15 protein-coding genes are annotated in these 13,094 nt (G+C 57.5%); 2 read left to right on the plus strand and 13 right to left on the minus strand.

What is annotated here, in order from left to right:
* Nucleotides 1–142: 142 nt before the first annotated feature.
* From ACVIGB_RS18925 to ACVIGB_RS18950, 6 genes are all read right to left on the minus strand, one after another.
* Nucleotides 143–757, minus strand: a complete 615-nt coding sequence (locus ACVIGB_RS18925) for a hypothetical protein (protein ID WP_456721496.1) — start codon at nucleotides 755–757, stop codon at nucleotides 143–145.
* On the minus strand, nucleotides 754–1,326 hold the full coding sequence (locus ACVIGB_RS18930) for an SCO family protein (RefSeq protein ID WP_456725132.1): 573 nt from the start codon (nucleotides 1,324–1,326) through the stop codon (nucleotides 754–756). The genes ACVIGB_RS18925 and ACVIGB_RS18930 overlap by 4 nt, the downstream gene beginning before the upstream one ends.
* A gap of 39 nt (nucleotides 1,327–1,365) precedes the next feature.
* The gene (locus ACVIGB_RS18935) at nucleotides 1,366–2,754 is read right to left on the minus strand and encodes a cbb3-type cytochrome c oxidase subunit I (RefSeq protein ID WP_456721495.1); all 1,389 of its coding nucleotides are present in this window, start codon (nucleotides 2,752–2,754) and stop codon (nucleotides 1,366–1,368) included.
* A gap of 84 nt (nucleotides 2,755–2,838) precedes the next feature.
* Complete coding sequence (locus tag ACVIGB_RS18940) at nucleotides 2,839–3,348, minus strand: hypothetical protein (protein ID WP_456721494.1); 510 nt, start codon at nucleotides 3,346–3,348, stop codon at nucleotides 2,839–2,841.
* Between the two features lie 162 nt (nucleotides 3,349–3,510).
* Entirely contained in the window at nucleotides 3,511–4,074 is a 564-nt protein-coding gene (gene gfa / locus ACVIGB_RS18945) for an S-(hydroxymethyl)glutathione synthase (protein WP_456721493.1), read from the minus strand.
* Between the two features lie 117 nt (nucleotides 4,075–4,191).
* Nucleotides 4,192–5,301 (minus strand): S-(hydroxymethyl)glutathione dehydrogenase/class III alcohol dehydrogenase, encoded by a 1,110-nt coding sequence (locus ACVIGB_RS18950; RefSeq protein ID WP_456721492.1) that lies wholly within the window; start codon nucleotides 5,299–5,301, stop codon nucleotides 4,192–4,194.
* A gap of 259 nt (nucleotides 5,302–5,560) precedes the next feature.
* Here ACVIGB_RS18950 and ACVIGB_RS18955 point away from each other — a divergent pair, with 259 nt between their 5' ends.
* On the plus strand, nucleotides 5,561–6,196 hold the full coding sequence (locus ACVIGB_RS18955; RefSeq protein ID WP_456749185.1) for a helix-turn-helix transcriptional regulator: 636 nt from the start codon (nucleotides 5,561–5,563) through the stop codon (nucleotides 6,194–6,196).
* A gap of 132 nt (nucleotides 6,197–6,328) precedes the next feature.
* On the opposite strand, the gene ACVIGB_RS18960 is transcribed toward ACVIGB_RS18955, so the two are convergent.
* The 4 genes from ACVIGB_RS18960 to ACVIGB_RS18975 form a co-directional block, all read right to left on the minus strand.
* Nucleotides 6,329–6,439 carry a hexameric tyrosine-coordinated heme protein gene (locus ACVIGB_RS18960; protein ID WP_456749377.1) on the minus strand — a complete coding sequence of 37 codons (111 nt, stop codon included), beginning with the start codon at nucleotides 6,437–6,439 and terminating at the stop codon, nucleotides 6,329–6,331.
* The gene (locus ACVIGB_RS18965) at nucleotides 6,423–6,563 is read right to left on the minus strand and encodes a hexameric tyrosine-coordinated heme protein (RefSeq protein WP_456749186.1); all 141 of its coding nucleotides are present in this window, start codon (nucleotides 6,561–6,563) and stop codon (nucleotides 6,423–6,425) included. Before ACVIGB_RS18965 ends, ACVIGB_RS18960 begins: the two co-directional genes overlap by 17 nt.
* A gap of 109 nt (nucleotides 6,564–6,672) precedes the next feature.
* Nucleotides 6,673–7,275 carry a superoxide dismutase gene (locus ACVIGB_RS18970; protein WP_456721488.1) on the minus strand — a complete coding sequence of 201 codons (603 nt, stop codon included), beginning with the start codon at nucleotides 7,273–7,275 and terminating at the stop codon, nucleotides 6,673–6,675.
* Between the two features lie 349 nt (nucleotides 7,276–7,624).
* Nucleotides 7,625–8,962, minus strand: a complete 1,338-nt coding sequence (locus ACVIGB_RS18975; RefSeq protein WP_456749187.1) for an acyl-CoA dehydrogenase family protein — start codon at nucleotides 8,960–8,962, stop codon at nucleotides 7,625–7,627.
* 316 nt (nucleotides 8,963–9,278) lie between these two features.
* Here ACVIGB_RS18975 and ACVIGB_RS18980 point away from each other — a divergent pair, with 316 nt between their 5' ends.
* Entirely contained in the window at nucleotides 9,279–10,595 is a 1,317-nt protein-coding gene (locus tag ACVIGB_RS18980) for an acyl-CoA dehydrogenase family protein (protein WP_456721486.1), read from the plus strand.
* Between the two features lie 91 nt (nucleotides 10,596–10,686).
* Here the strand turns inward: ACVIGB_RS18980 and tnpC are convergent, their stop codons facing one another.
* From tnpC to ACVIGB_RS18995, 3 genes are all read right to left on the minus strand, one after another.
* Nucleotides 10,687–12,279 (minus strand): IS66 family transposase, encoded by a 1,593-nt coding sequence (tnpC, locus tag ACVIGB_RS18985; protein WP_456721485.1) that lies wholly within the window; start codon nucleotides 12,277–12,279, stop codon nucleotides 10,687–10,689.
* A 74-nt stretch (nucleotides 12,280–12,353) separates the two neighbouring features.
* Complete coding sequence (gene tnpB, locus ACVIGB_RS18990; protein ID WP_071916490.1) at nucleotides 12,354–12,698, minus strand: IS66 family insertion sequence element accessory protein TnpB; 345 nt, start codon at nucleotides 12,696–12,698, stop codon at nucleotides 12,354–12,356.
* A complete protein-coding gene (locus tag ACVIGB_RS18995; protein ID WP_456721483.1) occupies nucleotides 12,695–13,042 on the minus strand; it encodes a transposase in 348 nt (115 codons plus the stop codon). The genes tnpB and ACVIGB_RS18995 overlap by 4 nt, the downstream gene beginning before the upstream one ends.
* Nucleotides 13,043–13,094 lie beyond the last annotated feature (52 nt).

A 13,094-nucleotide genomic window follows, 5' to 3' on the forward strand; every position in this document is an offset into this window, starting at 1 on the left:
CGAGCAGGTATCGACACGCGCTCAAGCCCCCCTTCCGGCATCCAAAGTCCGTCTTCGGCGTCCCCCCAAAATGGAGATTCCCCCGCGCAAGCGGCGTCTTCCACGGAGCGCCTGAACCCTAAGAAGGCTCGCTCATAAGAAGTCATCGAGAGAACTCCGGTTCTTTCGCTCCAAGGCCTAGAGATGAATCACCAAGCGGCTCAGAGGATCGGCCCGCCATAATGCTTGCGCCCCAGGTTGCACTAAGAACTACCGCGATGAAAGCCACAACATAAGCAAGGATATCTTGATCGCTCCGCAGATAGCTGCTGCATAATCTAACCGGTGAAGCGGAGTAGATCCATGCAAGGACAGGCAACATCGACACAACGTTAGCCTTGAGCACGCCAATCGCCAAGCTCGGTAGTCGGGGCCAGCTCAATGCGAGAACCGCGCCAGCGATTGGCAACGTTAGAAACTTGCCAATCTCGAAAATAGCTGTCTGTACCGCTCCGTCGACCGATCGCGGCAGCATCCAAAAGGCAAAGACATACGATACGGCAGCTAATCCGGTAGCGCCTCCAGCATTCCACTCCTCTCCAATCGGCTCGAGAAATGGCGCAAGCCTTCGTGCGATCACCCAACCGCAGAACACCAGGACAGGCATCTGCACGACTATATGAGTGACCAAGTTTAGTTCCAGCAGCCGTCTCGACACCGGCAGCGACAAAATTGCAAGCAACCCAATTGCAGAGGTCAAAGTGTACCGAGGTTTCACGGCGCGAGCTCCACCAAAGCATTTAATGTTGCCTTGCTCTCGCCAAGGTCAAAAATTGCAATAAGTCGCCGGTCGGGACTTACGACATGCAATGCCGCATTGTGGACAAAACCGCCATCGCCGTCGGGAATGACAACGACACCAAAACTTTTGAGCAGAGCTGGCAACTCTTCTGCATTTTGTGGCTTTGCAATTATCCATCGAACTCCGTCTGCACCATGTACCCGCGCATAGTCGGACATGCGCTCTTCGTCGTCCGTGGGATCAAAACTAATACTTACCAAGTTGACCCGGTCATGAAGCCCAACTTTGTCCACTAGAGTCTGGAGCTGGGCGAAAGCATCGCCAAGCGATGTACACACGAGAGGGCATCTAGTGTAGATGAATTCTACCACCACAGCGCGCGGCGCGGCGCTAGACAGTCGAAGCGAACGCCCTGCAAGATCAATGAGTTCAATATCCGGAATGGGCTTCGGGTGTGCAAGGGTCGCGACGCGACGGGAAGCTTCGCTCGTAAACGCTCTCAACCCGTCCGTGGAGTGCCAAAGCGTGGCACATCCGAGAATCATCGCGCCGATTGTCGCCAAGACTGTCCGGACCACGTCCGCTCAACTTTTCAGCTTGGTGACAAGACGTTTCGCGATGGGCACTGCAATCATCGCGAAGCCCACAATGGTGAAAACGGCGAACAAACTACCCAGTTGGTCCTGCGGTCGCCATTCCGGCAAATGAGTGGCCCAGCGGCGCGGCACGCTCATCGAACCGGAAACGAGGAACACCAGACAGAACCCTAAACCGCCAATCATATAGGTCAGAAATCCCGCGCCAATCCGTCCAACAGACAGGGTTCTCAGTTCGGATTTCACCAACCACGCCACAAAGCCAATCGCCATCGCGACCTCACCCAACAGAAGATAGAGATGGAAGTGGCCAGGCACCCATTGCGTATTGTGCATAACGTTGTTGACGGAAACCATTCCGTCGATGATTGCTGGCACTGAACCGATTGACCACCCAAAGACGCCCAGAACCAGCAGCGACGACGCGAGATCCCATCGAATACGAGAGCGATAGATATAGGTAAGTAACGAGAACGTCGTCACCACCAGCAACGGGATTCCACTCGCGTATGAAACGATCTGCCCCAAAGCAAGAGTCCAACGGGGCATAACCGCGTCTTGCAACAGGTGGTGCGGATAGACGGCCATCACTAGCAATATCACTGCGCTCCAGGCCGCGATGAATGCTTTCGACGCTTTCCAGGGCCTCCCGGTATACTCCGGTATGATCTCATATACCGCGATGACTGCCATATAGATGCTTGCATTGATGAAGACGTGACCAAAGAAATAAATTAGATTCTTGGCAAGAAGAGCGTCTATGGGAAAGCTAGGGAAATAGAGGTTTATTAGGCTAATCGTCAGCACAGCCGCACCAACGATTGTGCCGATGCTGTTGAACACAACAATTGAGGCACTCGCGATAACGGCTGGCGGCGGAGCCTCCGCAAGGTTACCGCTGAGGAGCGATCGCCAGCCAAGAGCACTTCCAAGACTACCGTAACGAGAAACTAGTGCTCGACCGCATTCCATCTCGAATATCAAAAAGCCCACGCCAACCAGAACCAAGCCCACTAGATACGCCGCGGCCGCACCAGACGACCATACTCCACCGGAATTGGCAGGCAGCGGGAAAAGAAATGTCCACGCGCCGGCAAAGCCGCCGATGAAAATTGATCCGAGAATCAGGACAACCCCAGAAAGCCACAATCCGAGCAGCGCCCAGAAAACCCAGCCGGTTAGCACGACGTGGCGACTAAGGAAATACCACATGATTGCTGCACCAGACATGCCGGCGATACCGACCATCCCGATTCCGTGGGCGGTCATTAGTTGGTAGAAAATCGAAGGATCGAGCGGTAGGAGCGCAGCTTGGCTTAGTCGCATCGTCAAGCCAAATAGCATCATGAGCAGCAGCACCACGATCGTAAATAACATGGCTACCTTGACCGCAGCTTCGGCCGGACACCTTGCGTTCGCAGTGGCTGTGGGATCTGATTGAGTCATGGTTTCGACCTGCTCCTACTGCGCAGCAACAACGAGTTCATCAGTCATGTCCTGATGGGCTAGTCCGCAGTATTCCATGCAGAAAACTCGGTACTTTCCCGACGTTTTGAACGTATAGCTCACTTGATTTATGTAGCCAGGCATCGCCTGCGTTTGAAAGAGGAGGTGTCCATCCGGGTCGTATACGGAGAAGCCATGAGTAACATCCGTAGTTGCGACACTAAAGGTAACTTGCTTGCCGGCAGGAACTGTCTTCGGATCAAGCTCCCAGCTCCACTGCGAGCCCGTTGCTTTCACATTGATGACGTTCGGTCCCGCCGCGATCGCTTTGGGCCAAGGCCGCAGCGAACCAATGGAAACAAAAACGCCCAGAAGCAGCATTCCCCAAAAGAGCATCGAACGATATTTTTCGACCGTTGATGCCTCTTCTGATTCAACTGCGCCGGCTTGCTTCAAAACCCAAAGGAAGGTCGCGGTGACCACAACCATCAGGGCAAACGTCGTCATCAGGATTGTCGATTGCATGTGCTCTCCGGCAGACATCCGTCGTGTCCCTGTGTCGGGGGCTCAAGCGCGCGCCGCGCCAGTGCAGACGAGCTTCCGCGCAGCTGCGACAAGGGAGCAACCTAACGGCATTTATCGTAGAGATTGCTGAGCTGGCGGCGACGCGGCGCCGCCAGCTTCAACTTATGTCGCCTTCGCTCTCGCGACGTGGGTGGCGATTGCGTCCATCAGCGCTGGCGACAAACAGTCATACGGCTCAAGTCCGAGTTCCTTGAGACGCGACCGAATGGCCGGCATTTCAGCTGGTTTGACGCCGGACTCGATCACCGACGACACGAAGGCGGCAAATCCCGGGGCCGCTGAGCCTGGCTCCTGGAACAGCTCGGGATGGATGAAGTCGAGGCCGTAGAACGGATGGTCCTTGTTCTCGATCCGGCCGTACATGTGCGTGCCGCATCCAGTGCAGGCATGGCGTTGGATTACCGCGGCGGGATCGACAATCTTTAGCTTGTCACCATTCTCGAGCACGGTGACGTTCTCCCGCGGCACCACTGCCACCACCGAGAACGTCGCGCCGGCAGGTTTCCAGCACTTGGTACAGCCGCAGGCGTGGTTATGCGCGACATCACCCTTAACGTCGATCTTTACTCGCGCACTATTGCACTTGCAGGCCAGAGTGCCTCCGGCAAATTGACCGGTGTCCTTCTTCACGCCGCTGTCGACCGAGGGATGGATGTGAACAGTCATGGGTCATTCCTCCTGGCTTTTTACATTGCTTAACAAGAATCGTGATCCGGTCGAATCCGGTCACGATTTCCATTCTTATAGGGGCCCGATCCTGACGCGCTGCGGACAGTCCATGCCCTAAAATACGACGACCGAACGGATCGATTTGCCCTCGTGCATCAGGTCGAAGCCCTTGTTGATCTCGTCGAGCTTCAGCACGTGGGTGATCATCGGATCGATCTGGATCTTTCCGTTCATGTACCAGTCGACGATCTTCGGCACGTCGGTGCGGCCGCGCGCGCCGCCGAACGCAGTACCCTTCCAGACCCGTCCGGTGACGAGCTGGAACGGCCGGGTTGCGATCTCCTTGCCGGATTCCGCGACGCCGATCACGACCGACACGCCCCAGCCGCGGTGGCAGGCTTCCAGCGCCTGGCGCATCACGTTGGTGTTGCCGGTGCAGTCGAAGGTGTAGTCGGCGCCGCCGTCGGTCAGGGCCACCAGGTGCTGCACGATATCGCCGCTCACCTTGGTCGGGTTGACGAAATGCGTCATGCCGAACTGGCGGCCCCAATTGTCCTTGGAGTCGTTGATGTCGACCCCGATGATCTTGTCGGCGCCGACCATCTTGGCGCCCTGGATCACGTTGAGGCCGATGCCGCCGAGGCCGAACACCACGACGTTGGAGCCCGGCGTCACCTTGGCGGTGTTGACGACGGCACCGACGCCGGTGGTGACGCCGCAGCCGATGTAGCAGCTCTTGTCGAACGGCGCGTCCTCGCGGATCTTCGCCACCGCGATCTCAGGCAGCACGGTGAAGTTCGAGAAGGTCGAACAGCCCATATAGTGGAAGACCGTCTTGCCCTTGTAGCTGAAGCGCGAGGTGCCGTCGGGCATCACGCCCTTGCCCTGCGTGGCGCGGATCGCGGTGCAGAGATTGGTCTTCTGGCTCAGGCAGCTTTTGCACTGGCGGCATTCCGGCGTGTAGAGCGGGATCACGTGATCGCCCGGCTTCACGGACGTCACGCCGGCGCCGACCTCGCGAACGATGCCGGCGCCTTCGTGGCCGAGGATCGAGGGGAAGATGCCTTCGCTGTCGAAGCCGTCGAGCGTATAGGCATCGGTGTGGCAGATGCCCGTCGCCTTGATCTCGACAAGGACCTCACCGGCCTTGGGGCCTTCCAGGTCGAGCTCGACGAGCTCAAGCGGCTTCTTGGCTTCGAATGCGACTGCGGCGCGGGTCTTCATCCGTTCACCTCAACACCTTGCTTGAGCCCGGTCCGCTGACCTTCGAAATCCGGGACCATCGCATATCAAAGACGCCGGAGTTCAAGTTCCGGGGACATCTTGCATTGATGGCACTCTAGCTTTAGATACTTTTTATTGTCAAATGTTTTAATACTTCTTGAATCCGATCGTGGTGCCACCCGCCGGTTGCTGTTGCGCATTGCACCGACTATGTACGACAATGAATCAATGGAACACCGGAACTGAAGGGACTGTTAGATTGAACGCTACGGGCGATACGCAGCATCGTTTGCTTACGCAACTTTTAGACTGCAAAAGCGGTCTAACGATCGACGAACTTGCTGCGCGACTGGACATCACGCGAACCGCTGTTAAGCAGCACATTTCCGCCCTGGAAAGCAGCGGAGACGTCGCGCAGAGTTCCGCACGGAAGACCGGTGGCCGGCCTGGCCGTGTGTACGTCTTGACGGACGTGGGAGTCGAAAACTTCCCCAAGAAGTATTCTTGGTTTTCTCGTGTTCTATTTGAGAAGTTGCGCGGACAGATCGGCGCCGATCAATTTGCGCAGTATATGTATGAGCTGGGAGTTGAAATGTCAGCGTCCGCGATACCCCGCTTACTCGGTAAAACTCGCCCCGAGCGGGTATCGGAAATTCTGAAGATAATGAACGAGACAGGATTTCTTGCATACGCCGTAGGGCCTGCACAAGGTGACACGCTACCGCGGATCGAGTGCAAAAACTGCGTCTATCATGATATGTCAAAGGAATTCACTGAAGTCTGCCGATTCGATATCGGTTTCATCAGCGGTCTCATGGGCGCCGATGTCGAGCACGAAGAATGCATGCAACGCGGCGGTCAGTGCTGTCGCTTCCGATTCAAGCCGCTCGCCTAAAGCGTCGGGCCGACTGACCAAGTCCAGCGCTCACCGCTGACTTTTGACAGCAACAGCACCGCGGAATTACCGCATTCGGACAGGCCGACTTGGCCGACCCGAGTTTTATTGCGCCGCTGGAGCGCGTCTTTATCACTTCTCTCGCCAATACTCGTTAGCTGCTGCGATCGTAGCAAAATTCACTGCGACGACGTGCGACGCGGCGATCAACCGCTCCGCATCACTATCATAAGTAGGCCGCAGTTCCTTTCGCGTTTTTCTCCGATGGCTGAATAGCCTTGATACTCGCGCGTGATATTTTAAGCGCCAGTTCAAATCCCTCTTGAGCGCTTGGTGCTGACAGAGATCCTAGCCATTGCTCATTCATCGATCAGTTCCTCCATCTCGGCAACTATCTGCGTCACTGAATGTCCCATTCCATTGGCTGCAACGGGAAGCATTCCCTTCATTGCCATCGTGATGTCGATCCCTAGCGGCTAATCTCTGACGCCCTCAAATAGCTCTTCAACGTAATCCCAGTTGATGAGATGTTCCACGAAGGCCTTCAGATAGTCGGGACGGCGGTTGCGGTAGTCGATATAGTACGCGTGTTCCCAGACATCGGCGCCGAGAATTGGCCACGCTCCATGGACGAGCGGACTTTCCCCATTCGCTGTCCTGCTAATCTCCAACTTGCCATTCTTCATTGAAAGCCACGCCCAACCGGAACCAAATTGTCCAGCACCCGCGGCGATGAAGACCTCTTTGAACTGCTCGTAACCGCCGAGATCTTCATCAATCTTCTTTGCGAGCTTTGACGGCAACTTCGCGCCGCCCCCACCCGGCTTCATCCACCTCCAGAAATGGAGATGATTGAAGTGTTGCCCGACGTTGTTGAAGAGCGCTGCGTCCGTTCCGTACGCGCCAACTACAACTTCCTTCAGCGGCATGCCTTCGAACTTTGCGCCCTTGAGCAGATTGTTTCCGTTGGTGACATATGCCTGATGGTGTTTGGCGTGGTGAAATTCGAGCGTCTCCGCTGACATATAAGGCGCGAGCGCATCATAAGCATACGGAAGGCTTGGAAGCTCGAGGGTCATACTTAGCTCCTTATTTGCCCAGGTTGTTGACTTGCATCCTCTCGAATGCTGCGGCGAGTTTCTCGACTCGCTCCTCGCAGCATTCAATGTCTGGCTTCTTGTTCGAAAGCCCAGGTCTACCGGAACATTTTCGTCGCCATCACACATCCAGTCTCGCTGGTACGCACAGAGAAGGCACTCTTCTGTATCGACCTCTCGCTCGGCTGGAGTATGCGGAACGGCACTTCAACTACGCGCCGGGCCTCGCATAAGATGCCAATCAGGCGATGCCTGCCTGTTGAGGATAGGCATCGCCTCCACCTCGTGGATATCTTGAGGCAAGACACAGCCATGACAACCGCACGAGTTGTTACGGATCTGCCCCTACCCGCGCCGGACCGGGCACAGTCCCGATACCTTCCATATCCTTGGTAAATGGAATGAAGGCGTGATCCATGATCGCGCGCGGATCGTATCCCGGATCTGCCATGACGCCGTGCACGCGTCGCCGCTGCATGCCGAAGTTGCCCGCATCGTAGAGGGGGAACACTGACGCTTCGCGGAAATAGCGATGAAACGGATGCTTCATATCCAAGGAGTTGACACCTACCACCTGCATGCACTTGTAGACGCAGTCAAACAGCATCTCTGTGCAATGGACCTTGCACATCGCGCCAATGATCTCGCCGTGGTAATCGTGAGCATCCATGTAGTGCCCGGTCTTGAAGCAAAAGGCACGAGCGGCCTCGATCTTGGCGGCGACATCGCCAAGAACGTAGCCGGGATATTGGTAGTTGATGATAGGTGATGGGCCGCCTGCGGTATACGTCTTCGCAAACTTGAGAGCTGCCTCATAGGTGGCTCGCGCGATACCGACGGCGCCGATTCCGGCCACCGGTCCGGACCATGCGAAGTTTCGGTTGATGAGGAAGTCGCCGTTGCCCTTGGTGTCCTTGATCAAATTTGCTGCCGGGACTCGCGCATTCTCGAAGATGATTTCGGCATTGGGAGCGCTGCGCTGTCCTGAGCTGTTGATCAAGTTGTATGAGACGCCGGGCGTTCCCCGTTCGACTACAATTGCGGACAGCCCTTCCCTGCCGCCGGCCCTGGTGTCCGTTCGAACAACCACCAAGTTGAGATCAGCGCCTCGGCCGTCCCAACCCGCCACATTGCATGGCCAGTACTTGCGGCCATTCAGGACATAGCTGTCGCCATCCAGCGTTGCCGTGACTGCGATGCCTGCTCCGCCGCCGGCGGGGGCGTCGAAGTTCGCCGTGCCTCCTGGCGATCCAGGTGGCTCGCTCGCCGCATAGCCGACGATGAACTCACCCGTCTTGTCCGCGGTAGCGCCTCCGATGAACCTCCTCTTCTGTTCTTCGGATCCGTAGTACCAGATCGGCATAAGACCGAGCCCGTTCACGAGAAGCGTCGTCCCAAAACCGGGATCAACCGATTGGACCTCCTCCGCTGCGATGAGGTAGTCGACGTTCGACAGACCGCCGCCTCCATACTGCTTGGGAAGCATGGCCCACGCCATCCCCCTCCTGGAAGCCTCTACGTACGCCGGCTTCATCATTTGAAAGGCGCGCAGCGGATCGGGCTCGGCGTCAACAGCCTCAACAAGCGGAGCTAGCACCGACTGCGCAAAGTCGCGCGCGCCTGCCTGTATTTTCTTCTGTTCGGGAGTGAGGGTGAAATCGATCGCCATGTTGAATCCTCCTTTGTAACTTTTGGTTGAGATTCTGTCCCGCCATTTACGTTTTTGGGCCGGTTGAGAACGCAATCGGTAGCTTGATCGCGGCTGGCCCGACGTTATGATACTTTAGACAGTTTTTAATGTCAAAATATTTGATGGGATCTCAAGATCGTGGCGACCTCGTTATCCGACGCTGAAGAATATGTTTTGCGGCCCCACACTCAGCCCTGCTTCCAGCAAATGCGTGTTATCTCATGGTCATAGGAGGCCGCGGCCGACTGGTTACAGGAATTCCACCAAAGTCACCGGCATCGGAGCGAGCAGTTTGATGGCGATAGATTTCACCCTGACCCAGGCACAATGCCGTCTTCAAAGCATTGCCCGGGAATTCGCAAACGACGTTCTTAGTCCGTTGGTTCGCGCAGCGGACGAGATGTCGGACAGTCAGAAGGCCTTCACAGCGATGAAGGGCGCCTACGTAGAAGCCTACAAGCTGGGCTTCGCGACAGGGTTCTTGCCGAAAGCCTACGGCGGCGCTGGCGTGAGCAACTTGGATTTGCAAATAATCGTAGAAGAAATCTGCGCCGTAGATCCTGGGTTTGCCACTATCCTTCTCGTCAACGGCCTCGCCCTAATGCCGCTAGTTTGGTTTGGATCCGAGGCGCAGAAGCGCAAATGGCTAGTACCTGCGACCAGCGACCCGCGCGGCGAATACCTTGCTGCCTGGACGGTAAGCGAAGCCGCCGGGTCGCCAGGAGGGACGGCCAATTTCGATCATCCAGGTCCAGCGCCGGTAGGCATTAGCCTGATCGCAACTCATGATCGCGCAAACGGCGAATTCGTACTGAATGGCAAAAAAAAATGGCCGTGCAATTCCGCCGGTTGGGACCTTAAGGGCGCAAACGTAAATATCTGCGTCGTCCGCACGACGCCCGAAGCTGGTGGCACCGGTGGGCTAAGTTGCGCCATTGTGCCGCGCGGGACCAAGGGCGTGGAATACGCCACTCCCATCTCGAAGCTAGGCCACCGCACCTGCCAAAACAATTCGATTACTTTTACCGATTGCCGCATCCCGGACGAGAACATCTTCGCGCTGGGGCACGGCGACTTAGTGGTCAACAAAGCGTTCACTTGGTCCGGGCCGATTGCGGCAATCGCATCAGTCGGAGTCGCGCGGGCAGCCTACGAATACACTTTCGATTGGGCCAAGACATACACTGGCGGGGGCGACAAGCCGATTATACACCATCAGGCGGTGGGCTATGCCTTGGCTGATATCGCCATGAAGATCGAGGCATGTCGTGCGTTCGCGTGGAAAGCGGCTCACTACCACGATTTGCATGATTCGAACGGGCATGCCGTCGGTCCCATGGCAAAGGTCTTTTGCAGCGAAATCTTATTCAATGCCGTGTTCCAAGCCATGAAAGTCATGGGCGTGAACTCCTTGGATCAGACCCATCCGCTGGAGCGCTATATGCGGGAGGCGGCTGTCTTTCCGCTTTATGACGCCGGCAATCTGGGCATGCAGATGCGCAAGCTCTGGGGCGTGATGACCCATCCCGCCTTTGATCCAAAGGCGATCATGAACAGCAAACCTACGCCGTTTGAAAAGACCTGGCCCATCGCTGCAACTGAGCAGAAGTAGCACTTGAGCAATCAGGTTTGCCAGGATGACGCTAAGTCGCTGATGCTCTCCAGTAAGCACTGAGACAAGGGTAAGCGGCAAGCTGAGGCCGTCAGGCGGCGTGGTTCCATGGCATAAGTACGTCGATTTGGCTGCTCGGCCAGCCATTGGCGATACGCTGAAGCGTGAGGGTGAGCCAGGCGAACGGATCGACGTTGTTCATCCTGGCCGTCTGCAGCAGCGTTGCGATGGTCGCCCAGGTTCGTCCGCCGCCGTCGCTGCCCGCGAAGAGGCTATTCTTTCTCGTAATTGTTTGCGGCCTGATGGCGCGTTCGACGATGTTGGAGTCGAGCTCGATGCGACCATCGGTCAGGAAGCGTTCGAAGATGGCACGGCGCGAGACGGCATAGCGGATCGCCTCGGCCAGTTTTGATTTGCCGGAGATCCGCCGCAAGGTCTGCTGCCAGAGATCGAAGAGATCTGCGACGACCGCTGCGGAGGCTTGCTGGCGCGCGGCAACGCGTGCGTTGGGGCTTTGACCGCGCACGCCCTTCTCGACCTGCCAGAGCTTTGCCATCCGCTCGACCGTCGTCGTTGCGACTCTCGAGCTCCCTGCAACATGCAGCTCGTAGAACTTGCGCCGGCTGTGTGACCAGCAGCCAGCCAATGTGATGCCATCATTGCCGCGATCGGGTCGCGCCAACTTGTTATAGGCGGCATAGCCATCCACCTGCAGGATGCCGCGATAACCATTGAGGTGGCGGACCGCGCATTCGCCGGAGCGGCTGTCTTCGAAGCGATAAGCCACCATCGCGGGACCGCTGCGGCCAAAAGTTCGGTCATCTCTGGCATAGGCCCATAAGTAGGCCGTCTTCGCCGATCCGGAGCCGGGAGCGAGCGTCGGCAAGGTGGTTTCGTCGGCAAAGACCCGTTCGGCCTTCTTGACCTCGCTGAAGATGTAGTCGGCCACGATCTCCAGCTCGAAGCCGAGCTTGCCCATCCATTGCGCCATCAACTGGCGGTCGAGCTCGACCTTGTCGCGGGCGTAGATGGCCTCCTGCCGATAGAGCGGCTGGCCATCGGCATATTTGGAGACGGCGATCTGGGCCAGAAGCGCTTCCGTCGGAATGCCTCCTTCAACGATATGGGCCGGAGCCGGCGCCTGGATTACGCCGTCCGCGTTCTTGAAGGCATACTTGGGACGGCGCGTGACGATCACACGGAACTTCGCTGGCACCACATCCAGGCGCTCAGACACGTCCTCGCCGATCAGCACCTTCTGCTTGCCGGCATGCTCAGCAAGGTCTTCCGGCTCAATGACGGTTTCGATCCGTTCCAGATGGGGCGCAAAGCCCTTGCGCCGACGCGGTGCACGCTTGCCATCCGCTTGCTCACGGCCCTTGCTGACCTGGGCCTTGATTGCAGCGATGCCGGTCTCGATCTCCTCGAAGACAAAGGCCTGCTGTTCATCGTCACCGTTCGCAGAGCCGAGCTTTTCCGATCGTCGGCCGAACCGGGCGCGGTCGAAGGCCTTTAGGATCTGCGTCAGCCGCTCGATGCGCGCATCGGCGTCGGCGTTGCGCGCCCTGAGATCGGTGACTTCGCTCTCCAGAGCATCGGCGCGGGCCGCCTTCTCAGCCATGGCAAGCACCATGGCTTTCAACATCTCTACGTCATTCGGGAGGTTGAGATCGGGCGGCGTCATTGGCCCGACCAGAGCACATTTTGCTCCGTTTCTCTTGCCCTTTCAGCTCACTGATTCACTTCGCCGCAGCTCTTTTACCCAACAATCTCCGGCGGCTTGACCGCCACGGTCCGGACCCGCTTCCAGTCCATCCCATCCACCAGTGCCATCAACTGCGCGGGGTTGAGCTGCACCCGATGATGCCCGATCCGCGGCCAGCAGAACTTCGCCTTTTCAAGACGCTTTAAATAGAGGCACACGCCGGACCCATCCCACCATACGATCTTTATTCTATCGGCTCTTTTGGCCCGGAAGACATAAAGCGCACCGTCGAACGGATCTGAGCCCGCATCGCGCACAAGCGCAACAAGGCCATCGATACCCTTGCGGAAGTCGACTGGATGGCTGGCGAGGAACACCTTCACGCCCGAGGGAATCATGCCGAACGCACCGCTCGGATCACCCGCTGCAAGTGCGCCTCGTCGACGTCCAGGCCGGCACGCACGACGACCTCGCCAATGGCAATCTCAATCACTGTGCCTGCCGCAGACGCCACCACGCCCTCGCAACTCGAGTGCCGCAAGCGATAATGCCGCTCGGCCCGAGCATCACGGCGCCAGGCGAACAGCTGCGACGGGTGAATGCCGATCCGGCGGGCGATCGCCGAGACGCTCGCGCCAGGCTCCAGCGCCTCCGTCACAACTTGCGCTTTGAACTCGTCCGACCAGCTTCGGCGAAGCTGCCGCGGCGCTCCCTCAAGACGGTCGGCGACCGCTTCGATCATATGGAAGGTTCTAGTTCCAGAACTAGGCGCAGACATAGAAGCTCACATCGGC

The organism is Bradyrhizobium sp. USDA 4341 (genome assembly GCF_054063755.1).